The organism is Nocardia ninae NBRC 108245 (assembly GCF_007990755.1).
GTDB classification, from domain to species: domain Bacteria; phylum Actinomycetota; class Actinomycetes; order Mycobacteriales; family Mycobacteriaceae; genus Nocardia; species Nocardia ninae.
This window is the reverse complement of sequence record NZ_BJXA01000050.1, coordinates 42,318-64,773: the sequence shown is the minus strand read 5'-3', so window position 1 is coordinate 64,773 and position 22,456 is coordinate 42,318. Positions and strand designations below refer to the sequence as shown.

Genomic DNA, 22,456 nt, shown 5'->3' with positions numbered 1-22,456 from the left:
GCTGACGGCGATGCGCCGTGACCTGGACGCCGCGGACGTCACCGCGGCGGACGTGGCGGCGGCGCGTACGGTCGTCCGGCCCTCGCTGGACGCGCTCCAGGTGGAATCGCTGCGCCGCTACGCGGAGACGCGCGGCCAGCCGACGGGCAGCGAGGGCCGGTACCTGTAAGTCGGCAATCTCGCCGTAATCGCACCTTCCCGGCATTTCGCCCATTTCGACATGCACTGGCGAAGTGTTGGCAATCACAGATTCGCCGGTCGCGCGCAGGTATGTTCGGCCTGTGCGGCGGATGGGCAGTGCGTTCGACGCGGTCACGGTGTTCTTCGGCGCCGCGGTCGCGGGTGTGACGCTGTTCCTGCCGGTTACCTTCGCCTCGATCCGGGAGAGCACGCCCTATCAGCTGGCGAACCTGTGGAACAGCGTGCCGCGCGGCGCGGCCATCGGGGTGATCGTCGCCGTCGCCGTCGCGGTGGTCGTCGGCACCACCGCCCGCCCGGCGACCGCATGGGTGATCGCCGTGGTCGGCACCGTCGCGCAGCTGATCAATCACATCGCCGGGCACAATGCCTCCTCGGCCGACATGCTGACCACCCAGAACTACATCGACGCGGTGTGCGCCGGGATCGTGCTCGGCGGGCTCGGCGTCGCGGCACTGCACAAGCCGGTGCTCGCCGCGGCTTTCGCGCTCGGCGGTGTCGGGTTCTTCGTGTTCAGCGACCTGGCGGATTTCCTCGATATCGACGACGATCCGTTCGACGTGCTGGAGTCGCCGCCCAGCTGGCTGATCGTGCTGGTGCTAGCACTGTCGATCGTCAGCGCCCTGCGCAATCGGTCCAGAATCGGTGAACCCGAGCCGCTGCGGCTGTCGATCGAACTCCCGGTGGCGCCGATCCTCGCGGCGATGGTGCTGGCCCTGGTGATCCTCGCGGTCACCGAATGGCTGCAACGGCAGTACATCACCGCGCCCGCCATCAACCACGCGGTCGATATCGGGTTCACCGCCGCCGCCACCGTGTGCGCCGCGACCGCGGCGGCCATGCTGCTGCCCGGCCGCGACGGGTACGGCGTCTATCTCGCGGTCGGTCTCACCGCGACCGCCGATGCCTTCGGGTACGCCCACCGGCCCGGCTGGAGTGTCTGGATCCTGCTCGCACTGGCGGCGGTCGGCATGCTCGCGGGCGCCCGCATGCCCTCGGCGCCGTTGGCCGTCACCTTGCTCGCCGGGCTCGCCGTCTTCGCCATCATCGTGCCGCCGGAATCGAACTGGATTCTGTTCTCGGCAGGCAGCGTGGTGCTCGCGCTCACCGCGGGTTATTGCTGCGCCACCGCCCGGCCGCGGCATGCACCGAGCGGGGTGCTGGCGATTGCCGCCCTGTACCTGCCGACGGTCATCTCCGTGCTGCCCGACGATAACAAGAGCTGGCAGCTGCCCGACGGCGCGGCACACGACTCGACACCCGGGCGGGCCGCGCTGGCCATCGTGCTCGGCAGCGCGGTCGGCCTCGCCGTGCTGCACCGCTTCCGGCCGCGCGGCCGCCCGCAATCGACCGACCCCGCGGCGGACGCGGCGTTAGCGGATATATAGCCCCATCGCCACCGTATAGCCGACGCCATACCCGGCGAGTACGCGGAAATCCCCAGGCTCCACGTAGGATTGTCCCGCACCACCCCGCCGCCCCTAACCCGACGGAGTGTAGTTTGCTCGCAATCCTGCTCGCCCTCGCCGCAGCCGCGCTCGTGGCGCCGCTGTGGGTAAGGGCACTGGGGCGCAACGCTTTCTACGTGCTCGCGCTGGTCCCGCTCGGCGGCCTGATCTGGGTGATCGCGAATTGGGGTAGCACACAGCAGGTTCGGCTGGAGTGGGCGCCGAGCATCGAGATGAACATCGATCTGCGGTTCGACTCGCTCGCCGCGATCATGTCGGCGCTGGTGCTCGGCATCGGTGCGCTGATCCTTTGCTACTGCGCCAGATATTTCGAGGACGACGAGCCGCGCCTCGGGGTGTTCGCGGCCGAGATGGTCGGCTTCGCCGGCGCCATGTTCGGCCTGGTGACCAGTGACAACATGCTGTTGCTGTTCGTTTTCTGGGAACTGACCACGGTGCTGTCGTTCCTGCTCGTCGGCCACAATGCCGAGCAGGCGAACAGCAGGCGCGCCGCCATCCAGGCGCTGCTGGTGACCGCCGCGGGCGGGCTGGCGATGCTGGTCGGCCTGATCATCCTCGGCGAGGCGAACGACAGCTACCTGCTCTCCGATCTGCTGGCGCGGGCGCAGCCACCGAACGGTCTCGCGGTCAACGTCGCGGTGGTGCTGATCTTGATCGGCGCGCTGAGCAAGTCCGCCGTGGTGCCGCTGCACTTCTGGCTGCCCGGCGCGATGGCGGCGCCGACCCCGGTCAGCGCCTATCTGCACGCCGCGGCCATGGTGAAAGCCGGTGTGTACCTGGTGGCGCGGCTGGCGCCGGTGTTCGCGGAGAACCCCGTCTGGCATCCGCTGGTGCTCACCCTCGGCGTGGTGTCGATGCTGCTCGCCGGGTTGCGGTCGCTCGAGGTGGTGGATCTGAAGCTGGTGCTGGCCTTCGGCACGGTGAGCCAGCTCGGCTTCCTGATCGTGCTGGTCGGCCTCGGCACCCCGGACGCGGCGCTGGCCGGGGTCGCGATGATCGTGGCGCACGCGTTGTTCAAGGCGTGCCTGTTCATGGTGGTCGGGATCATCGATCACGGGGCGGGCACCCGGGATCTGCGCAGGCTGTCCGGGCTCGGCCGGCGCGCTCCGGTGCTCTGCGGCATCGCCATCCTCGCGTCGTTGAGCATGGCGGGAATTCCGCCGCTGGTCGGCTTCGTCGGCAAGGAGAGCGCGCTCGGCGCGATCCTCGAGGCGGACAGCCTCGCCGCGCCCGCGCGGGTGGCGCTGGCGGCCGGCGTGGTGCTCGGGTCGATGTTGACCGTCGGCTACAGCATTCGCTTCGTCTGGGGCGCCTTCGCGGACAAGCCCCAGGTCGCGCGGCCGACCGCGCACGGGGCGCACCGGGTGCGCCGCGTCGCCGACTACGCCCCCGAAAGTGCCGGGCCTGCTGCGGATTCCGGTGACACGGACGGGCACGTGCGCGAAGACGGCGGCTGGCACGCGCCGGGGGCGCTGTTCCTGGCCGCGCCCGCGATCCTCGCGGTGGCGAGCCTGGTAGCCGGACTCGGGGCGCCGTGGACGGATCGCCTGCTCAGCCCCTACGCGGGAACGTTTTCCGAGGAACTACTGTCCTATCTCTCGCTGTGGCACGGCTTCACCGTCCCGCTGGCGCTCACCGTCCTGGTGATCGCGGGCGGCATCGCCCTGTTCCAGCTGCGCGATCGGCTCCGCGATCCCACCCGGCCGCGGCTCGGCAATGCCGACCGGGCCTACGACGCGGCCCTGCGCGGGATGGACCAGCTTTCGCTGCGGATGACCGGCGCGGTGCAGCGCGGGTCGCTGCCGCTGAGTCAGGCGACCATCCTCGGCACGCTGATCATCCTGCCGTCGGTGCTGCTCGCCCTCGGCACCCGCACCGGAGTCGAACTGCGCCTGTGGGATTCACCGTTGCAGGCGGTGCTCGGCGGCATCATGGTCGCGATGGCGCTGGGCGCGACGGTGCTGCGTAACCGGCTGGCCAGCGTGCTGGTGGTCGGGGTCACCGGCTACGGCTGCGGCGTGATCTTCGCGCTGCACGGCGCACCCGATCTCGCGCTGACCCAATTCCTGGTCGAGACACTGACCCTGGTGATCTTCGTGCTGGTGCTGCGGGCTTTCCCGGCGGAGATCGAGGCGGGCCGGGCCACCCCGTTCAAGGCGCGCAGGGCGGTGCTGGCCGCACTCGTCGGCGCGACCGTCACGGTGCTGGGCGCCTTCGCCGTCGCCGCCCGCACGGCCGAGCCGATCTGGCACCGAATCCCGGACGCCGCATACCAATTCGGCGGCGGCAAGAACGCCGTCAATGTACTGCTCGTCGATATCCGCGCCTGGGACACCCTCGGCGAGATTTCGGTGCTGGTGGTCGCCGCGACCGGTGTCGCCTCGCTGGTGTTCCGCAGTCGCCGCTTCGGCAGCGCGCCGCGCGCGGCCGACTCCCCGCACTACGACCCGGATCTGGTGAGCTGGCTGCCCGCCGGACGACTGGTCGATCGGGCGGACCGGTCGATGGTCATGCAGATCACCACCCGGCTGGTGTTCCCGACCATCATGGTGCTGTCGGTGTACTTTTTCTTCTCCGGCCACAACGCCCCGGGCGGCGGCTTCGCGGGTGGGCTCACCGCGGGACTCGCGCTCACGCTGCGCTACCTCGCCGGCGGCCGTTACGAACTCGGTGAAGCATTGCCGGTCGACGCGGGCCACCTGCTCGGCGCGGGACTGACCCTGGCCGCCGGAACCGCCGTCACCTCCTTGTTTTTCGGCGCACCGCCGCTGTCCTCGGCGATCTTCGAGGTGACGCTGCCGGTGCTCGGCCACATCAAGCTGGTGACCGCGCTGTTCTTCGATCTCGGTGTGTACCTGATCGTCGTCGGCCTGGTGCTCGACGTGCTGCGCAGCCTCGGCGCCCGCCTGGACAGCGAACTCGCCTCGAACGAAACCACCTCCGTGTCCGGAGGTTCGGCGCGATGACGGCCAACCTGACGCTGTTGATCGTGATCGGGATCCTGGTCGCCTGCGGGGTGTATCTGATCCTCGAGCGCGCGGTCTCGAAGATGCTGCTCGGCATGATCCTGTTCGGCAACGCGGTGAACCTGTTGATCATCACCCTCGGCGGCCCGGACGGCCGAGCGCCGATCCAGGGCCAGACCGACACCACCCACCGCGACACCGCCGACCCGCTCGCCCAAGCCATGGTGCTCACCGCCATCGTGATCACCATGGGCCTGGCGGCTTTCGTGCTCGCGCTCGCCTACCGCTCCTTCACCATCACCACCACCGACGATGTCGAGAACGACCAGGAAGACATCGACGTCGCCCGCAGACGCGAGCGAGAGGACCCGGAAGATTGAGCCTCTCCCCCGGACTGCTGCCGACCCTCATGCCGCTCCCCGTGCTGGTGCCACTGCTCGCCGCGGCGGGCACCCTGGTCTTCGGGCGCAGGCCACGGACCCAGCGCACGCTCATGCTCGGTGCGCTGAGCGCGGTGGTCGTCATCTGCGGGCTGCTGCTGTATCTGGCCGACCGCGACGGCACCACCGCACTGCAGGTCGGCGGCTGGGAGACCCCGATCGGCATCACCCTGGTGGTGGACCGGCTGTCCGCAGCGATGCTGCTCGTCTCGTCCATCGTGCTGCTCGCCGTCGCGATCTACGGTTCGGGGCAGAACATCCGCGACGGCGACGAGCGGCAGCCCACCTCGATCTACCGGCCCACCTACCTGGTGCTGACCGGCGGTGTTTCGGCCGCGTTCCTGGCCGGTGACCTGTTCAACCTGTTCGTCGGCTTCGAGATCCTGCTCGCCGCGTCGTTCGTGCTGCTCACCGTCGGCGGCACCGAGGAGCGTATTCGCGCGGGCGTGTCCTATGTGATGGTCTCGATGCTGGCGTCGCTGATCTTCCTGACCGGCATCGGCATGACCTACGCGGCCACCGGCACGCTCAACCTGGCCCAGCTGGCGCAGCGGATCGGCGCGGTGCCCGAGGGCACCCGCACCGCCATCTACGCGGTGCTGCTGGTGGCGTTCGGCATCAAGGCCGCGGTGTTCCCGCTGTCGAACTGGCTGCCCGACTCCTACCCCACCGCGCCCGCGCCGGTGACCGCGGTGTTCGCCGGCCTGCTCACCAAAGTCGGTGTGTACGCGATCATCCGGACGCACTCGCTGCTGTTTCCCGGCGGTGAGTTCGATTCGATCCTGCTGGTGTGCGGGTTGCTCACCATGCTGGTCGGCATCTTCGGCGCGATCGCGCAGAGCGACATCCGGCGACTGCTGTCGTTCACCCTGGTCAGTCACATCGGGTACATGATCTTCGGCGTCGGGCTGGCCAGCACCGCCGGACTGGCCGGCGCGGTTTTCTATGTGGCGCACCACATTCTGGTGCAGACGGCGCTGTTCCTGGTGGTCGGGCTGATCGAACGGCAGGCGGGCTCGACCTCGCTGCGCAGGCTGGGCGGGCTGGCCTCGGCGAGTCCACTGCTGGCCGTGCTTTTCCTGATTCCCGCGCTGAATCTCGGTGGCATACCGCCGTTCTCGGGCTTCATCGGCAAGGCCACGCTGTTGCAGGCGGGCGTGCAGGACGGCAGCGTGCTGGCCTGGACGCTGGTGGCGGGCTCGGTGCTCACCAGCCTGCTCACGCTGTACGCCGTCGCGCGGGTGTGGAGCAAGGCGTTCTGGCGACCGCGGGTGGAGGCGCCGGAGGGGCACCTCACCGCCGCGAAAACGCCGTCGCTGATCGAGGATTCGACCGACGTGCACTACGACGATCGCCCGCGCCCGGGCCGGATGCCGCTGTTGATGGTCGGATCGACGGCGGCGCTGGTGGTGATCGGACTGAGCCTGACGGTGCTCGCCGGCCCGATCCTCGGCATCGCCGACCGGGCGGCGGCGGATCTGCGTGACCCCGGCGTGTACATCACCGCGGTGCTCGGCAACGGGGTGGACGGATCGGGGGCGAGCCGATGAGCGGAGTGAGCCGCGAGACCGTCGTGCGGATCAGCGTGCTGAGCTGGCTCACCGTCGTCTGGATCGCGCTGTGGGGCGATCTCAGCATCGCCAACCTGCTGGCCGGGCTCGCGGTGGGCGCGCTGATCATGGTGGCGCTGCCGCTGCCGAGGGTGCCGGTCAACGGGCGGCTGCATCCGCTGTCGCTGGTCGAATTGGTCGTGGTGGCAACGTATTACGCGATCGAGTCCAGCCTGCAGGTGGCGTGGTTCGCGATCCGGCCCGCGCCGCCGCCGGTCTCCGGGGTGCTGCGCGTCTACCTGAGCACCAAGTCCGACCTGGTGCTCGTGCTGTGCACGGACCTGCTGAACCTGATCCCGGGCACCATGGTGCTGGAGATCGATCGACGCCGCTGCGTAGTCTACGTGCACGTGCTGGACGTGAGCAGCGATGCGGCGGTGGACAAGTTCTATCGGACCACCCGACGGCTGGAGAAACTGCTCATCGACTCGTTCGAGCGCCACTCCGAATGGCGTTCCAGCAAGGTGCCGGAGGCGGAACTGTGACGATCGTCGCCATCATCGCCGGCGTGCTGCTGACGGCCGCCGCCGTGATCACCAGCTATCGCATTCTGGCCGGCCCGAGCACCCTGGACCGGATCGTCGGCATCGACTCGCTGATGGCGATCGCCGCGTCCGGGCTGGCCGTCTGGGCGGCCTACAGCCAGGACACCACCATCATCCCGGCGATCATCGCGCTGGCGCTGGTCGGCTTCCTCGGCTCGGCCGCCGTCACCCGCTTCCGGGTGAAGGACGAACAGTGACACCTCGACGGAGACCAATGATGCTGAGACAACGGATATCTCGGGACGGCGGCCACCGATGACCGTGTGGCAGTGGATCTCCGCCGTGCTGATCCTGTTCGGCGCCACCCTGGCGCTGACCGCGTCGATCGCGATCGTGCGCTTCCCCGACACGCTCACCCGCATGCACGCCGCCACCAAACCTCAGGTGGTCGGCCTGATCCTGGTGCTGGAGGGCGCGGCGATCGAGCTGGTCGGCCACGGCAATGTCTGGGCTCTGGTGCTGGTCGGGCTGTTCACGCTGATCACCGCCCCGGTGGTGGCCCATCTCATCAGCCGCACCGCTTACCGGGAACAGCGCCACCGCGACGGCCTGCTCACCGTCAACGAACTCGGCGACACCATCGACTCGGTCGACTGAATACGGCCCGGCCGAGCGAATTCCGCTCAGCGCGTGACGGACTCGACTACGCGTTGCGAGGCAACGGTCTGCCGCTGTCCGGCGAACCAGGTGGCGTGGAAGCCCGCGGCCATGCCTGCGAGTAGCGCGAGCACAACCGTGCCTGCCAGCACCGGGTATTCGGCCATCGGCACCGACAGGTAGCGGTAGGACAGCAGCAGCACGGCGAGCACCACGGTGCCACCCGCGACGAGCCGGATGCGGAACCAGCCCCAGCCGCGTTCCGGATCGCGCAGCGCCGACTCGACGGTCAGGCACAGCACCGCGCCCGCGACCAGGTCGACGCCGTAGTGGTAGCCGAAGCCGAGGGTGGCGATCACCGTGGCCAGCAGCCAGAACGCGCCACCCCAGCGCACCAGGCTGGGCGCGGGGCCGCCGTCGGTGTCGCGACGGGTGTGCAGGAAGACAGACAGCGCCCAGGCCGTGTGCATGGACGGCATGCAGTTACGCGGCGTCACCGAGTCGAACGGCATCGGCATCGGATTGCGGTCCAGCGGCGGCACCACGCCCGGCCAATAGTTGCCCAGTTGCAGCCCGTTTCCGTCCGCGCCGAACGCGAACATCGGCCCGACCACCGGGAAGATCACATAGACGACCGGGCCGACCAGCCCGAGCACCAGAAACGTGCGCACCAGATAGTGACTCGGCCAGCGACCGCTGGACACCACCCGGCGCAGCTGCCACACCGCGACCGCGATCGCCGCGACCGGCAGCTCGATGTACACCCAGTGCAGCACCCCGTAGACGACCGGGCCGAGCACGTCGAGCACCCGCCCCATCACCCAGGACGGATCGCCCAGCGCGTGGTCGGCGAGCAGCACGTATTCGTCGAGCACCGCAGGCCTGCTCATGATCGTGACGTGCAACCACACGTCGCCGACCTTGGTGGCGAGGATGAGCAACGCGCCTAGTGCGGCGGCGTGCAGCGCGCTGCGTCGCTCGGTCCCGTCCCAGCGCAGCCACGCGACTATCGCCAGCCCCGTGAGCACGATGACCGGTCCGTTGCCGATCGCGAACGACGCACCGCTCAGCAGCCGGATGCCCGCCCACACCGCGTCGATGGCGACGGCCGCGCTCAGCGCGATGATCCGGTGCCGCGTCGAAATGCCGACCAGCGCAAGGATCAAGCCCGCCCACGGCACCGACATCGATTTGGGGGTACCGACGTAGTCCTGCCACAGACTCCCGAGCGGACCCTGGAACCCTTCGCGTACCGCCACGATCTGCAGCGCGATCAACAGCACCGGCACCGCGGCAACGCCCGCCGCGACCCACACCCGGGTCGGCGGCACACGCAACCGAGGAGCGGCGCTTCCTACTCTGGGTCCCGGGTCTTCGACAAGCACGTCGACCATAGTAAACGGGGGGTGAACGCCATCCCACTGCCCGACTGAACAGTGGGCGACCGATCGCCGGGGGTCTTACTGCTCGAGCTCCTTGACCAGCGCGTCTACCACCGCGACCAGGTCGCCCTGCGCCGCGGCGGCGACTTTGCGCTGCCGCTGGTATGACGCACCTCGCTCCGGGATCTCCGCGACGAAGGCCAATTCGTCCGAGCAGCCGAGCCGTTTGGCGGTCGGCTCCAGCCGGTTCAGCAGATCCGTCACGTCGTCGGTGACCAGTCGCTCGTTGCTCTTGTCGTCGACGATGACGATCGCGTCCAGCCCGTAGCGGGCGGCCCGCCACTTGTTCTCCTGCACGTGCCACGGCGGCAACGACGGCAACGTCTCACCCTCATCGATCCGGCGATCCAGATCGACGATCAGGCAGTGGATCAACGCGGCCAGCGCCGCCAGTTCGGCGCGGGTCGACGTCCCGTCGCACACCCGCACCTCGATGGTGCCCCACTTCGGCGCGGGCCGGATGTCCCAGTGCATGCCGCCGAGCTGTTCGAACACACCGGTTTTGAACTGGTCGTGCACGAAATGCTCGAACTGGTGCCAGTTTTCGAACTGGAACGGCAGGCCCGCGGTGGGTAGTTGCTGGAACATCAGCGTGCGGTTGCTGGCGTAGCCGGTGTCGGCGCCCGCCCACATCGGCGAGGACGCGGACAGCGCGAGCAGATGCGGGTACTGCATGAGCAGCGCGTTCAGGATCGGAAAGACCTTGTCCCGGTGCGAAACTCCGACGTGCACGTGCACGCCCCAGATCATCATCTGGCGGCCCCACCACTGGGTGCGCTCGATCAGCTCGTCGTAGTGCTCCGAGCGGGTCAGCTGCTGGGCCGACCACTGCGCGAACGGATGGGTGCCCGCGCAGAACAGGTCGACGCCGAGCGGGTCGGCGGCGCGCCGGACCGCGTCCATGGTGCCGCGCAGATCGTCCACCGCCTCGCCGACGGTGTCGTGCACCCCCGTGACGAGCTCCACGGTGTTGCGCAACAGCTCCTTGGTCACCTGCGGGGTGCCGTCGTGCGCTTTCAGGTCACCGAGCGAATCGAACACCGCCGCAGCGGTATTCGACAGATCGCGACTCACCTTGTCGACGAGCGCGATCTCCCACTCGATGCCGATGGTGGGCCGGGGCGAACCCGGGAAGGAAACATGTTCTCTGCCTGCCCCGGCCATGTCGGCTCCTGCGCTACTGGATCACACCGCAGGCGACGCGGCCACCCGCGTCGCCCGTTGCTAGCGTCGTGTCATCCGGGCCGGCAACGCCGTCGGCACGGAGGTATCGGTTCGGGATGTTGCCGAAGTTGTCGGCGTCGGCGTGGATCATCAGCGCCTTGTTCTTCAGCTCGTCCAGGGTCACCGCGTCGGTGGTGGTGACCAGCTTGGCCGAGCCGTCCGAGCGCACCTGCAGCGAGCTGAGGTCGCCGCTGGCCGGGTGCGTGTTCGCGCTGCCGACCTGCAGATGGCCACCGGCGGACAGGAAGTCGCCGGACGGGCCGCCGGTCGGCGCGACCGAGTTGGGCTCGCACTTGCCGATCGAGTGCACGTGCAGGCCGTGGAACCCGGGGCGCAGGCCGTGCGCCTCGACGGTGACCTGCAGGTGGTTGCCGTCCTTGACGAAGTTCGCCGTGCCGACCGAGGAGCCCGAGGCGTCCTTCAGGTCGACCTTCACGCCCGCGTTCGCGTCGGCGGTACCGGTTTCCTTGCCGAACTCGCTCAACGGCGGGGCGGACGCACCGCTCCACACCGGCGGGGTCGTTCCCTTGACGTCACTCGACTCCTGGCTGTTGGTGCAGCCTGCGAGGCCGAGTACCGCGACCGCGAGCACCGGGGTCACAGTCCGCCAGGACGGGCGTCGAGTTGTGGACGGGGCCATCGGGGAACTCCTTTACGAGTACCGAGTTTACGAGTAAAGCTGGGTGGACACGTTCGTTACCGGACAAGATGATGCCACGCCCGCCGTGTTGCGCAGTGACAGGCCCGCTCAGCGGCAGGTCACCCAGTTGCGGCGACCGGTCGCCAGTTGTCAGTTACCCGTCACGATGACGGTTACACCGGGCGAGGACTCGCCCAAACCACTCGACTTCGGTTCTGCGGTGATGCCCAACTCTTGCGCGATGGCCAGTCCGGCCTCTTTGTCGCCCGCCGAATTGCCGTAGTACACGGTCGTTTTCGGGATATTGACGCCGGGGTAGTTGCCCGTCTCGACGACATTCCAGCCTTCGGCGGTGAGCTGATTGGCGGTCTTGCCTGCCAGCCCGGCGATCATGCTGTTGTTGAGCACGCGCACCGGAACGGACTTGGCCGCGGCACCGGTGGGGGTGGTCGGCGCCGGGGTGGTGGTCGGCGGCGCGGTCGTGGACGACGGCGGCACCGTGCTGGCCGAGGTGGGTGCGTCGGCCGAGGTCGGCGCGGCGGTGGTCGGCTTGACGGCCGCGGTGGGGGCCGGGGCCTGCGGGACGGTAGTCGCCGACGCCGACTGGTCGGATCCCGCGTTGTCCGCATCGGACTTGGACAGCGACATCGCACCCAGTCCGCCGAACACAATGGCCAGTGCGATCAACACCATCGCCAACGCTCGCAATGGCGGCCCACCGGAGGTGGGATTCGGGTAGCTCACCTACTCGAGCCTAGCCCGGTCATACCTGGAATCCGAGCCGTCGCGCGGCCCTGGCTTTTTGCCTGCTCGCTCGCAACCGGCGCAGCCGCTTGACCAGCATCGGGTCGGCGGCGAGCGCCTCCTGCCGATCCACAACGGCATTGAGCACCTGGTAATACCGGGTGGGCGACATGCCGAACAGCTCCCGGATGGCTTCTTCCTTGGCCCCCGCGTACTTCCACCACTGGCGTTCGAAGGCCAGGATGTCGTGTTCGCGACGGCTGAGACTGTCGCCGTCGCCCGTCGATTCCGCTGCCGTGACATCGTCGCTCGCGGAAGGGTCGCCCTGGATCGCGGAAAGATTCCGTGCCGCTGCGCCGTCCATCTTGCTCCCTCGCCGAGTTACCACCAGACGAAAAATGGTGCTTGTACGTCGCGGATCATTCAACCACGAGACCGTGGGATAGCCAGGGGTACGGCGCGGCGTGTTCGCTACCTGCCGGTAAGCGTGTCGCGGGAAGGTTGCCGCCCCCGCACGGCCGGCGGCCCAGCGGCGCGGCAATAATTGTGTTCATGGCTATCCTCCCGATCGTGATCGTCGGCGACCCGGTTCTGCACAACCCGACCGAGCAGGTCACCCAGTCACCGGAGGAACTGGCCGAGCTCATCGCGGACATGTACGAAACCCTCGACGCCGCGCACGGTGTCGGTCTGGCCGCCAATCAGGTCGGCGTGCCGCTGCGCCTGTTCGTCTACGACTGCCCCGACGTCGCGCCCGACGGCACCGCGAGCAGGCGCCGCGGCGCGGTGATCAACCCGGTGCTGGAGACCTCGGCGATCCCGGAGACCATGCCGGACCCGGACGACGACGAAGAAGGCTGCCTCTCGGTGCCCGGTGAGCAGTACCCGACCGGGCGGGCCGAGTGGGCCAAAGTCACCGGCACCGACGAACGCGGTGAACCGGTGGAGATCGAGGGCAAGGGTTTCTTCGCCCGCATGCTGCAGCACGAGGTCGGGCACCTGGACGGCTTCCTCTACGTCGACGTGCTGATCGGGCGCAATGCCCGCGCGGCGAAGAAGGCGATCAAGCGCAACGGTTGGGGCATACCGGGACTCAGCTGGATCCCCGGGACCGTCGCGGATCCGTTCGGCCATGACGACTGACGCGGACGGCACCTTTCCGCAGATCCCGCTCGGCCGTCGAGTCGTCCTGCGCTACCGGTTGCCCGCGGGTTATCCACAACCACTCACCGATGTGATCGGCGAACTGATCTCGCTGGATCCGCCGACCGTTCGCGACGCCGACGGGCGGACCGTTTCGGTGACCCCGGACCGGGTGGTCGCGCTGAAAGCGGTGGGGCCCAGGCCGATTCGCACCAAGGAGATCAGGTCGCTGGAGGCCGCGGCGGCGGACGCCTGGCCCGGTGTCGAGCACACCTGGATCGACGGCTGGTTCGTGCGGGCCGGGCACGGGTACACCGGACGCGCCAATTCCGCGCTGCCCCTGGGTGGTTCCGAAGGCCCCGCGGTGCTGACGCCGGACGCCATCCACCGGGTCGGCGAGTGGTACACCGCGCAGGGCCTGCCGCTGCTGCTCGCGCTGCCCGACCGGCTCGCGCCCATCCCGCCGGGGTGGGACAGCTGGCGCGAGACCGTCGTGCTGGCCATCGACATCGAGAATTTCGTGCTCCCGCAGGGGCCGTCGATGGTGCGGATCGCCGCCGCGCCGGACGACGCCTGGCTGGAGTTGAACCGTTTCGAGGGCGAAGTGGTGACGCCGCAGCGACTTTCGACGCCGGAGCCGAATGTCGAGGTGCTGACCGCGGTACGCGACGGCGAGCTCGGATTCGCCTCGCTCGGCGTGCCGACGCCGATCGCGATCGGGCGTGGCGCGCTCACCACCGCGCCGGACGGGCGCCGCTGGATCGGGCTCACCTGCGTCGCGGTGGGCGCGGAGCACCGTAGGAAAGGGCTCGGTTCGCTGGTGTGCGCCGAGCTGATCCGGTGGGGTCACGGGCGCGGCGCGACGCACGCGTACCTTCAGGTCGAGCAAGGCAACAGTGCTGCCATCGCGCTGTATCGCGAGCTCGGTTTCGTCGAACACCACATGTATCGCTATGCGGCGCCTGCCGCGCTCGCCCGTACTGCCGACCTGCGGTAGAACGGAATAAGACCCGTATCAAGGAAGGCAGCTGTGCGTCTCGCCACCTGGAACGTCAACTCGATCCGCTCCCGGCTCGATCGGGTTGCGGAGTTCCTGGACCGCCAGGACATCGATGTGCTGGCCCTCCAAGAGACCAAGTGCCGCGACGACCAGTTCCCGTTCGAGCGGTTCGACGAACTCGGGTACGAGGTCGCCCATCTCGGCATCAACCAGTGGAACGGGGTCGCGATCGTCTCCCGGGTCGGGCTGACCGACGTCGAGCTCGCCTTCCCGAACCAGCCCGGCTTCGACAAGGAGGCCGGTGAATCGCTGATCAGCGCGCCCGTCGTCGAGTCACGCGCGCTGGGCGCCACCTGCGGCGGTGTCCGAGTGTGGAGCCTGTACGTGCCCAACGGCCGCGCCCTCGCCGACCCGCACTACGCCTACAAGCTGGAATGGCTTGCCGCGCTGCGGGAAAGCGGTGCCCGCTGGCTCGCCGAAGACCCACAGGCGAAGATCGCCCTGGTCGGTGACTGGAACATCGCCCCCACCGACGACGACGTCTGGGCCCCCGAGCTCTTCATCCACAAGACCCATACCTCCCAACCCGAACGCGACGCCTTCCGAGCCTTCCTCGACACCGGCTTCGCCGACGTCATGCGCCCCTACGCCCCCGGCCCCGGCGTCTACACCTACTGGGACTACACCCAACTCCGCTTCCCCCGCAAAGAGGGCATGCGCATCGACTTCATCCTCGCCTCCCCCACCCTCGCCACCACCACCAAGGACGCCTTCGTCGACCGCGAGGAACGAAAAGGCAAGGGCGCCAGCGACCACGCCCCGGTAATCGCCGAATTCACCGTTTAGCAGCGGGGATCGCCGCAGCCCACTGCTAGACGGCGCACCTCAGTTTTACGGGTTCATTTCGTATGTTCCGGCGAGGGACCTGGCTTGGGTCAATACCTTTTCGAAGCGGGGGCGATCGGCGATCGGGCGGCGGATGAGGTCGAGGGCTCGGGTTTGCTGGGCCTTGGTTGCGGTGGGCTTGGTGTGCAAGGTGAGGGCGTTCTTGGCGAATTCGCGGACGAAATTGTCGAAGATCTGGTCCAGCAGGGCTGGGTCGGTGCCTTCGATTTCTGCTTGTTCGAGGACCAGTTGGGCGTAGGGCAGGGCGGTGAAGAGTTCGCCGAGTGCGAAGAGGAAGTCGACGTCGCGTTGCTGGGTGGCGGTGGGGGATGCGGCGGCGAGCAGGGTTTGGAAGGCCAGGGCCTGGTCGAGGAAGACGGCGACATTCGGTATGTGGGTGAACTTTTCGAAGACCTGGCGCCAGTCGCTGAAGCGGATGCGGCCGAGGCCGCTGCTCGGTCCCTGGCGGAAGAGGAATTCGTCGTCGGCGGGGTCGCGGCGGGTGGGTACCGGGGCGTAGGCGGCGCCGGCCAGTTCGGTGCGCAGCTTCGGGATGGCGGCGCCGGCACGCGGGGCGAGCTTGCGACTCGACCAGCTCAGTGCACCGGAGACGGCGCGGACCGTGCTCTTCGGTGCGGCACCGGCACCGGGCAGGAAGCGCAGGGCGGCGAGGCCCGCGTCGGCGGGGTGGAACATGTAGTTGGCCATGAACTTCAGCGACAGCGCCATGTTCACGTGCACGGTGCCTTCGAGCCGGGGCAGGCCGAACAGGCCGAGCATCGCGATCGGGAAGTACATGTCCTTCTCGAAACCGCGGGCCGCGATCACATCGGCGAGGTCCTCGATGATCCGCTGCCCCTGCCGGGTGACGGTCATCTTCTCGATCGCGTTGAACAGCAGGTAGCGCCGGTCTTCCGGGGAGGCCGACCGCAGGTAATCGATGGCCCGCTCACTGTAGAGCTTCATCGCTATCAGCCGCGCGTACGAGTCGGTCAGCAGTGACTGTACCTGCGGGAACTCGGTCACCTTGTGCCCGAACAGGATTCGGTTCTCGGCGTGCGTCACGGCCTCGTAGTAGGCGTGCTCGCAGGCGCCGACAGCACCGAAGCCGAGATTGAACTTGCCGACATTCACGGTGTTCATCGCCGCGTGGAAAGCCGCCTCGCCGCGGTGCAGGATGTCTTCCTCGGCAACGGGATAGTTCTCCAGATCGAAGGCCGCCACATACATCTGGCTGTCCACGACATTGCCGCGCAGGTGGTAGTTCTCGTGCTGGCTGTCCGCCAGGAAGAACAGGTATCCCTCGTAATCCTGCTGTGTCGGTTTGCTTTCCAGCGCCTTCGAGCTGTCGATGATCGGCTTGTCGGAGCGCCGGCCGAACACCGAGACCAGCGCGGCCTGATTGCCGTTGCCGATGTAGTGCTTGGCGCCGGTGGCCAGGTAGCCGCCGCCGGGCTGCGGCGCGACCATCATGTCGGTGGAGTAGACGTCGGCGCCGTGCTCCTTCTCGGACAGACCGAAGGCGAAGATCTCGCCGGCAGCCAGCAGGGCGGCGGCGCGCCGCTTGGCCGCCGCGTTGTCGCTCTGCCAGATCGGGCCGAGGCCGAGAATGCTGACCTGCCAGACGTACCAGTACTGCATGGAGTAGAAGCCGAGGATCTTGCTCATCATCGCGATCCGCGCGGTGTCCCAGCGCTTGTTCGGATCGCCGTCCGCCTCGGCGGCCGGTGTGAGGAAAGTCGCGAAGACCGCCTCGCGCTTCACGAAATCGAGGAACTCCGCGTACCAGACCCGATCCCGATCCTCCTGCTTGAGCACCGCTTTGCCGCGGGTCTCGAACCAATCGACGGTCGCGCGCAGCAACCGGCGGGTCTCCGCGTCGAACTCGGTGAATTCGCAGGTCTTCGGGTTGAACAGGGTTTCGGTCATCGCTGACTCCTCGGCTGTGGCATAGCGCTCGCACCCGCGTGCAGGTCGCTCGACAAAGACAGTCGGCACTACCCAGCCGACTTCATGCACGACTGTAGCATTAACATTCACACGCGTAGGAAGTTGATCTACAGGCGCAGGACCAGCGAGAACTCCGCAACATGCGCTGCTATGTTGTGCTCATGGGTAGCGATTCGGCCGTGCGACCGCGGCAACGAGCGCCGCACCTCGGCCCGGAACGCCGCCGCCCGCAGGTGCTCGACACCGCGCTGGCCATCGCCGTGGAGCACGGCATCGCGGCGATCACCATGGCCGCCATCGCCGAACGGATGAACGTGACCCGGCCGGTGGTCTACGCCTGCTTCGCCGACCGCGTCGAACTGATCGAAGCGCTGATCCAGCGCGAAGAGAGTTACCTGGTCGACGATCTGCTCGGCGTGATGCGCCGCCGCGACGTGGACGCCGGCGAAACCGTGTTCATCGAAGGCTTCCGCGCACTACTGGAGAAGGCCGCCGCCCGGCCCGACGCCTGGCGCCTGCTCTACGGCAATCCCGATCCGGCCGTTGCGGATTCGTTCGGCCGCGGCCGCGCCCTGGCCATCGAACGCTGCAGCACCCTGCTGCGCCCGACCCTGCGCGCCTGGGGCACCGAAGACGCCGAACGCAAGCTGCCGGTGCTGGTGGAGCTGTGGGTGTCGGCCGGCGAAGGCGCGGTGCGCACACTGCTGGCAGGCGAGGGCGGCTGGACGGCCCAGGACCTCGGCGCCTTCGTCGGCGCAGCGGTCTACCGCGCCCTGCGCCACGCCTGACAAATTGTCAGCAACTTTCTGAACAGCTAGTCGAAATGCCTCCCGATCACCCGATGTTCCGGCAGAATCCGCGCTGACGGGGGCGGATTCCGCCACTGCACCCGCGCGCCCATCACTACGATGGGGACCAGTTGAACCAGGCCACAAGCCAGGCAGGAGGTGCGGTCATGGCGTTCTATCGACAAGTAGGAGCGGTGCCGCCGAAACGGCATACGCAACACCGGGACGAGCAGGGGCAGCTCTATTACGAAGAGCTGATGGGCGAGGAGGGTTTCTCCGGCGATTCCTCACTGCTGTACCACCGTGGGCTGCCGCCCGCGATCGTCGACTCGACGGTGTGGGAGCTGCCCGATCAGTCCACCACTCCGAATCATCCACTGCGCCACCGACATCTGCGGTTGCCCGAGTTGTTCCCCGACGACACCCCGGCCAGGACCGACGCGGTGACCGGACGACGGCTGCTGCTCGGCAACACCGATGTGCGCATCTCCTATGTCGTGGCGAAGGGCAGCTCACCGCTGTACCGCAACGCGATCGGCGACGAGCTGGTCTATGTGGAATCCGGTGCCGCGGTGGTCGAGACGGTCTTCGGCCCGCTGCCCGCGCGCCAGGGCGACCAGGTGCTCATCCCGCGCGCGACCACCCACCGCTGGCTGCCCACCGGCCCGGAACCCTTGCGCGCGTATGTGATCGAGGCGTCCAGCCATATCACCCCGCCGAAGCGGTACCTGTCGAAGTTCGGCCAGCTGCTCGAGCACGCGCCCTACTGCGAGCGCGACCTGCACGGCCCGGCGGAGATCCTGACCGCGACCGGCACCGACGTGGAGGTGCTGGTCAAGCACCGCCCCGGCGGCAAGGTCGTCGGCACCCGGCTGGTGTACGCCACCCACCCGTTCGACGTGGTCGGCTGGGACGGCTGCCTGTATCCGATCACGTTCAACATCAGCGATTTCGAGCCGATCACCGGCCGCATCCACCAGCCGCCGCCGGCTCATCAAGTCTTCGAGGGGACCAACTTCGTGGTCTGCAATTTCGTGCCGCGCAAGGTGGACTATCACCCGCTGTCCATCCCGGTGCCGTACTACCACTCCAACGTCGACTCCGACGAGATCATGTTCTACTGCGGCGGAAACTACGAGGCGCGCAAGGGATCCGGCATCGCACAGGGTTCGGTGTCGGTGCATCCCGGCGGCTACGCGCACGGCCCACAGCCCGGCGCCTACGAGCGCAGCATCGGGCTCGACTACTTCGACGAACTCGCGGTCATGGTCGACACCTTCCGGCCGCTGGAACTCGGCGAAGGCGCTCTCGCCTGTGAAGACCCGGCGTACGCGTGGACCTGGTCCGGACGGGGGCCCGCGTGAAGACTCGCGTCGAAGTACCCGACGATTCCCTGTTCGGTGCGGACAACCTGCCCTACGGGGTGTTCGCTCCGGAGGGCCAGCACTACCGTGTCGGAACACGATTGGGCGATTCGGTCATCGACCTCGCTGCGGCACTGGGTGATCCGGAGTTCGCCGAACCGAGCCTGGCCGCCCTCATGGCACGGGGTCCGGACCATTGGCGGGAGGTGCGTGAACGCATCCGCGAACTGGTAGGCAACGAAATCGATAGCGCCGCAGTACATGCGCTGTCCGAGGTGCAGCTCGGCCTGCCGGTGCCGATCGGCGACTACGTCGACTTCTACGCCAGCATCGACCACGCGACGAACCTCGGCCGCCTGTTCCGGCCGGACAGCGAACCCCTGTTGCCGAATTGGCGGCATCTGCCGGTCGGCTACCACGGGCGGGCAGGCACCGTGGTGGTGTCCGGCACCGAGGTGATCCGGCCGTCCGGCCAGCGCCGGACCGATTCGGGCACACCGGATTTCGGTCCGTCCCGGCGCCTGGACATCGAGGCCGAGCTCGGCTTCCTGGTCGGTGTCGGTTCCGAACTCGGCGATCCGATCGAGACCGGCGAGTTCGCCGAGCGGGTGTTCGGCGTCGCACTGGTCAACGACTGGTCCGCCCGCGATATCCAGGCGTGGGAGTACCAGCCGCTCGGCCCCTTCCTCGGCAAGTCCTTCGCGACCTCGATCGCACCCTGGGTTACGCCGCTGGCCGCGCTGGAATCCGCACGGGTACCGACACCGGAGCAATCCCCGGAGCCCCTGCCCTACCTGCGAGAAAAGGAGCCGTGGGGTCTCGACATCGACCTGACGGTGTCCTGGAACGGGGAGGTGGTCGCGCACCCGCCGTTCTCCCGGATGTACTGGTCGCCCGCGCAGATGCTGGCCCACCTCACCGCGAACGGCGCCGCCACCCGCACCGGTGATCTGTACGCGTCCGGCACCATCTCCGGCCCGGAGCCCGACCAGCGTGGGTCCTTCATCGAACTCTCCTGGGGCGGTAGCGAACCCGTACTGGTGGGCGGCCAGAAGCGCACGTTCCTGGAGGACGGCGACGAGGTGGTCATCACCGCGTCCGCACCGGGCCCCGGCACCGGGCGCATCGGCCTCGGCGAGGTCCGGGGGAGAATTCAGCCCGCGCGTCGTCGCGACTGACCCGAGTAGCCGGACAACAACGACGCGGGGCGGCCGAATCATTCGGCCGCCCCGCGTCGTTTGTCATAAACTATTGTCCCGCAACAGCTCCGCGTCCGGCATTGACCACGGTCACGAACCGGATCAGATCCTCGGTGAGGGTGTCGACGCCGTCCGGGGCGCCACCGTCGTCGTGATGGTGCAGCCAGTCCGCGACGAGTTCGAACATGCCGCCGATGGTGGCCAGCGCCAAGGCCAGCCGAGCCCGCTGCACACCGGCGTCGCTCGCCGGTTCACCGCTCCACACCCGGTCCAGGAAGGCCGCCGACCAACGCCGGTTGCTGCGCCGCATCCGCTCCACCGCGGGCGAGATGCCGCCCGCCTCACCGAAAGTCACCCTGGCCAAGCGCGGGTCGTCGGCGATCGCGTGCACGAACGCCTCGATCACCGGCACGGCGCGCTCGGGCCAGGCCAAGTCGGCGGCCGCGGCGGCGCCGGCGATCACTCGTTGCTGGATCTGCGCGGTGAGTTTCTCTAGCAGTGCGATGTAGCAGGCTTCCTTGCTGTCGAAATGGTCGTAGAACCCCTTGGTTCCGACATACGCGCGCTGGCAGATCTGCTCGATCGATGTTCCCGAATAGCTGTGCTCGGCAAACAGTTCGGTGGCCGCGTCGAGCAGTTGATTGCGCCGCTGTGCGCTGCGCTGTTCGGCGTCGAGTCCACGGATCCGGCGACGAGCCGGCCCCTCGGCAGGCCGCGCGGCGGATTTGCTGCGGGTCATACCTCGACCATAGCTCGACAAGCTTTAGAAAGAGTTCTTGTTGATAACAGGCTCTCATGTTGTAATCGCTGTCACATGATGAGGAAGGACGCACACGTGTCAGTGATCACAGGGGATCGGACCGGTCGTACCCGGTCGGGGCGCACGGTTGCCACGCTGGTGACCATGGCGTGCGCCATGGCCGCCGTGCTGCTCGCCGGCGCAGTCACTCCCACGCAGGCCACCGCAATTCCACTCCCGCACGAAGATTCGTTCTACCAGCCGCCCGAAGGCTTCGAAGCCCAGGAGCCCGGCGCCATTCTCCGATCCCGCGAGGTACGTCTCGCGGCGCTGACCGTTCTTCCGGTGAATGTACGGGCCTGGCAATTGCTTTATCGCACTACGGATCTGAACGAACAACCCACCGCGGCCGTGACCACGGTGGTGCTCCCCGCGCTAGCCGATCCGAATCGGTCCCGGCCACTGGTATCGCTGCAGTTCTACTACGACAGCGCCAATCTGGACTGCTCGCCGTCGTTCGTGTTGCAGCAGGGCGCGGGCCTGGCCGGACTCGAAGGCATCCATTCACAGAGCGAACTGCTCGGGCTGGCCGCGTTGATCAGCCAAGGCTGGGCGGTCTCCATTCCGGACTACGAGGGCGTCAACGGTCACCTCACCGTGCCCAAGGAGCCGGGCTACATGACACTCGACGGCGTCCGTGCCGCCGAACGTTTCGAGCCGCTGGGGCTGGATGGAGCAAACACCCCCGTTGCGTTCTGGGGCTACTCGGGCGGCGGTATGGGCTCCGGCTGGGCGGCCGAAATGCAGCCGACTTACGCACCCGAACTGAACGTGAAAGGCATCGCGCTCGGCGCGCCGACCTCGGATGTGGTGTCGCTGCTGCATGTGAACGGCTCGATGTTCTCCTCGCTGATCGGCATCGGCATTTCCTCACTGCGCAAGGCCTATCCGAAGTTCCGGGAGGCCTCCGACCGGTATCTGAAGCCGGAGGGCCGGGCGCTGATGGACCAGACCGAACGGCAATGCCTGCCGCGCAACGCGCTCACCCAGATGTTCGTCGACTACGGCCGGTTGCTGACCATTCCGATCCCGGACTTCCTCGCGGTGCCCGAGATCAAGGAGGTCTTCGACTCGACCGTGCTCGGCCGCAATATTCCTACCGCACCGATCTTCCTGTACCAGGGCGTGTTCGACGAGGCGGTGCCGGTGTGGACCAATGACCGGCTGTCCCAGCAGTGGTGTGCCGGTGGCGCATCGGTGCTCTACAAGCGCGATCATCTCAGCGAGCATTTGAGCCTGCCGTCGCTCGGCATGGCCGACACGCTCAACTGGCTGAAGGCGCGGCTCGCGCCGAACGCACCCGATCAGTTCGGCTGCCGAACCGAGAATGTCGTGTCCATGCTGGCTGATTTCAACGCGCTGCTGACGCAGATCGAGATCAACCTGAACGCCACCTTCGGCGCGCTCGGTTTCCCGATCGGCCCTCGCGAGCGTTAGTAACAACGTCCGAAGC

At 67.9% G+C, this 22,456-nt stretch carries 21 protein-coding genes; 14 read left to right on the top strand and 7 right to left on the bottom strand.

The features are described 5' to 3' along the window. Positions 1–281: 281 nt before the first annotated feature. From NN4_RS29215 to mnhG, 7 genes are all read left to right on the top strand, one after another. The gene (locus tag NN4_RS29215) at positions 282–1,586 is read left to right on the top strand and encodes a hypothetical protein (RefSeq protein ID WP_147138302.1); all 1,305 of its coding nucleotides are present in this window, start codon (positions 282–284) and stop codon (positions 1,584–1,586) included. A gap of 113 nt (positions 1,587–1,699) precedes the next feature. Beyond that, positions 1,700–4,633 carry a Na+/H+ antiporter subunit A gene (locus NN4_RS29210; protein ID WP_147138299.1) on the top strand — a complete coding sequence of 978 codons (2,934 nt, stop codon included), beginning with the start codon at positions 1,700–1,702 and terminating at the stop codon, positions 4,631–4,633. Beyond that, positions 4,630–5,013: a Na(+)/H(+) antiporter subunit C gene (locus tag NN4_RS29205; protein ID WP_135233762.1), complete on the top strand. Its 384-nt coding sequence runs from the start codon at positions 4,630–4,632 to the stop codon at positions 5,011–5,013. The genes NN4_RS29210 and NN4_RS29205 overlap by 4 nt, the downstream gene beginning before the upstream one ends. Next, complete coding sequence (locus NN4_RS29200; RefSeq protein WP_147138296.1) at positions 5,010–6,623, top strand: Na+/H+ antiporter subunit D; 1,614 nt, start codon at positions 5,010–5,012, stop codon at positions 6,621–6,623. Before NN4_RS29205 ends, NN4_RS29200 begins: the two co-directional genes overlap by 4 nt. A 5-nt stretch (positions 6,624–6,628) precedes the next feature. After that, positions 6,629–7,168 (top strand): Na+/H+ antiporter subunit E, encoded by a 540-nt coding sequence (locus NN4_RS29195; protein ID WP_135237655.1) that lies wholly within the window; start codon positions 6,629–6,631, stop codon positions 7,166–7,168. Next, positions 7,165–7,425 (top strand): monovalent cation/H+ antiporter complex subunit F, encoded by a 261-nt coding sequence (locus tag NN4_RS29190; RefSeq protein WP_135233764.1) that lies wholly within the window; start codon positions 7,165–7,167, stop codon positions 7,423–7,425. The genes NN4_RS29195 and NN4_RS29190 overlap by 4 nt, the downstream gene beginning before the upstream one ends. A gap of 58 nt (positions 7,426–7,483) precedes the next feature. After that, entirely contained in the window at positions 7,484–7,825 is a 342-nt protein-coding gene (gene mnhG / locus NN4_RS29185) for a monovalent cation/H(+) antiporter subunit G (protein WP_147138282.1), read from the top strand. Positions 7,826–7,851: 26 nt separating this feature from the next. Here mnhG and NN4_RS29180 read toward each other — a convergent pair whose 3' ends face one another. The 5 genes from NN4_RS29180 to napA all read right to left on the bottom strand — a co-directional run bounded on the left by NN4_RS29180 (position 7,852) and on the right by napA (position 12,239). Next, a complete protein-coding gene (locus NN4_RS29180) occupies positions 7,852–9,141 on the bottom strand; it encodes a phosphatase PAP2 family protein (RefSeq protein ID WP_371865756.1) in 1,290 nt (429 codons plus the stop codon). A gap of 144 nt (positions 9,142–9,285) precedes the next feature. Further along, positions 9,286–10,431, bottom strand: coding sequence for a glutamate--cysteine ligase (locus NN4_RS29175; protein WP_107659716.1), 1,146 nt, complete (start codon positions 10,429–10,431; stop codon positions 9,286–9,288). Positions 10,432–10,444: 13 nt separating this feature from the next. Next, complete coding sequence (sodC, locus tag NN4_RS29170; protein WP_147138277.1) at positions 10,445–11,131, bottom strand: superoxide dismutase[Cu-Zn]; 687 nt, start codon at positions 11,129–11,131, stop codon at positions 10,445–10,447. Positions 11,132–11,281: 150 nt separating this feature from the next. Continuing rightward, positions 11,282–11,875, bottom strand: coding sequence for a LytR C-terminal domain-containing protein (locus NN4_RS29165; RefSeq protein WP_147138274.1), 594 nt, complete (start codon positions 11,873–11,875; stop codon positions 11,282–11,284). Positions 11,876–11,894: 19 nt separating this feature from the next. Beyond that, complete coding sequence (gene napA / locus NN4_RS29160) at positions 11,895–12,239, bottom strand: nucleoid-associated protein NapA (RefSeq protein WP_135233768.1); 345 nt, start codon at positions 12,237–12,239, stop codon at positions 11,895–11,897. A 188-nt stretch (positions 12,240–12,427) separates the two neighbouring features. Between napA and NN4_RS29155 the strand changes: the two genes are divergently transcribed. Genes NN4_RS29155 through NN4_RS29145 form a run of 3 tightly spaced genes read left to right on the top strand, consistent with a single transcriptional unit; the run spans position 12,428 to position 14,864 of the window. Further along, the gene (locus NN4_RS29155) at positions 12,428–13,018 is read left to right on the top strand and encodes a peptide deformylase (RefSeq protein ID WP_147138271.1); all 591 of its coding nucleotides are present in this window, start codon (positions 12,428–12,430) and stop codon (positions 13,016–13,018) included. Continuing rightward, the gene (locus NN4_RS29150; protein WP_147138268.1) at positions 13,008–14,015 is read left to right on the top strand and encodes an N-acetylglutamate synthase, CG3035 family; all 1,008 of its coding nucleotides are present in this window, start codon (positions 13,008–13,010) and stop codon (positions 14,013–14,015) included. The genes NN4_RS29155 and NN4_RS29150 overlap by 11 nt, the downstream gene beginning before the upstream one ends. A gap of 33 nt (positions 14,016–14,048) precedes the next feature. Then, on the top strand, positions 14,049–14,864 hold the full coding sequence (locus NN4_RS29145; RefSeq protein WP_147138265.1) for an exodeoxyribonuclease III: 816 nt from the start codon (positions 14,049–14,051) through the stop codon (positions 14,862–14,864). Positions 14,865–14,909: 45 nt separating this feature from the next. Here the strand turns inward: NN4_RS29145 and NN4_RS29140 are convergent, their stop codons facing one another. After that, on the bottom strand, positions 14,910–16,832 hold the full coding sequence (locus NN4_RS29140) for an acyl-CoA dehydrogenase family protein (protein ID WP_147138262.1): 1,923 nt from the start codon (positions 16,830–16,832) through the stop codon (positions 14,910–14,912). A 182-nt stretch (positions 16,833–17,014) separates the two neighbouring features. On the opposite strand from NN4_RS29140, the gene NN4_RS29135 reads away from it, so the two are divergent. The 3 genes from NN4_RS29135 (at position 17,015) to fahA (ending at position 20,183) form a co-directional block, all read left to right on the top strand. Further along, the gene (locus tag NN4_RS29135) at positions 17,015–17,641 is read left to right on the top strand and encodes a TetR/AcrR family transcriptional regulator (protein WP_147138260.1); all 627 of its coding nucleotides are present in this window, start codon (positions 17,015–17,017) and stop codon (positions 17,639–17,641) included. A gap of 167 nt (positions 17,642–17,808) precedes the next feature. After that, a complete protein-coding gene (locus tag NN4_RS29130) occupies positions 17,809–19,005 on the top strand; it encodes a homogentisate 1,2-dioxygenase (protein WP_147138257.1) in 1,197 nt (398 codons plus the stop codon). Continuing rightward, entirely contained in the window at positions 19,002–20,183 is a 1,182-nt protein-coding gene (fahA, locus tag NN4_RS29125; protein ID WP_246181146.1) for a fumarylacetoacetase, read from the top strand. Before NN4_RS29130 ends, fahA begins: the two co-directional genes overlap by 4 nt. Positions 20,184–20,253: 70 nt before the next feature. On the opposite strand, the gene NN4_RS29120 is transcribed toward fahA, so the two are convergent. Continuing rightward, positions 20,254–20,943: a TetR/AcrR family transcriptional regulator gene (locus NN4_RS29120; protein ID WP_147138251.1), complete on the bottom strand. Its 690-nt coding sequence runs from the start codon at positions 20,941–20,943 to the stop codon at positions 20,254–20,256. Positions 20,944–21,039: 96 nt separating this feature from the next. Here NN4_RS29120 and NN4_RS29115 point away from each other — a divergent pair, with 96 nt between their 5' ends. Next, entirely contained in the window at positions 21,040–22,440 is a 1,401-nt protein-coding gene (locus NN4_RS29115; RefSeq protein ID WP_186818683.1) for a lipase family protein, read from the top strand. Positions 22,441–22,456 lie beyond the last annotated feature (16 nt).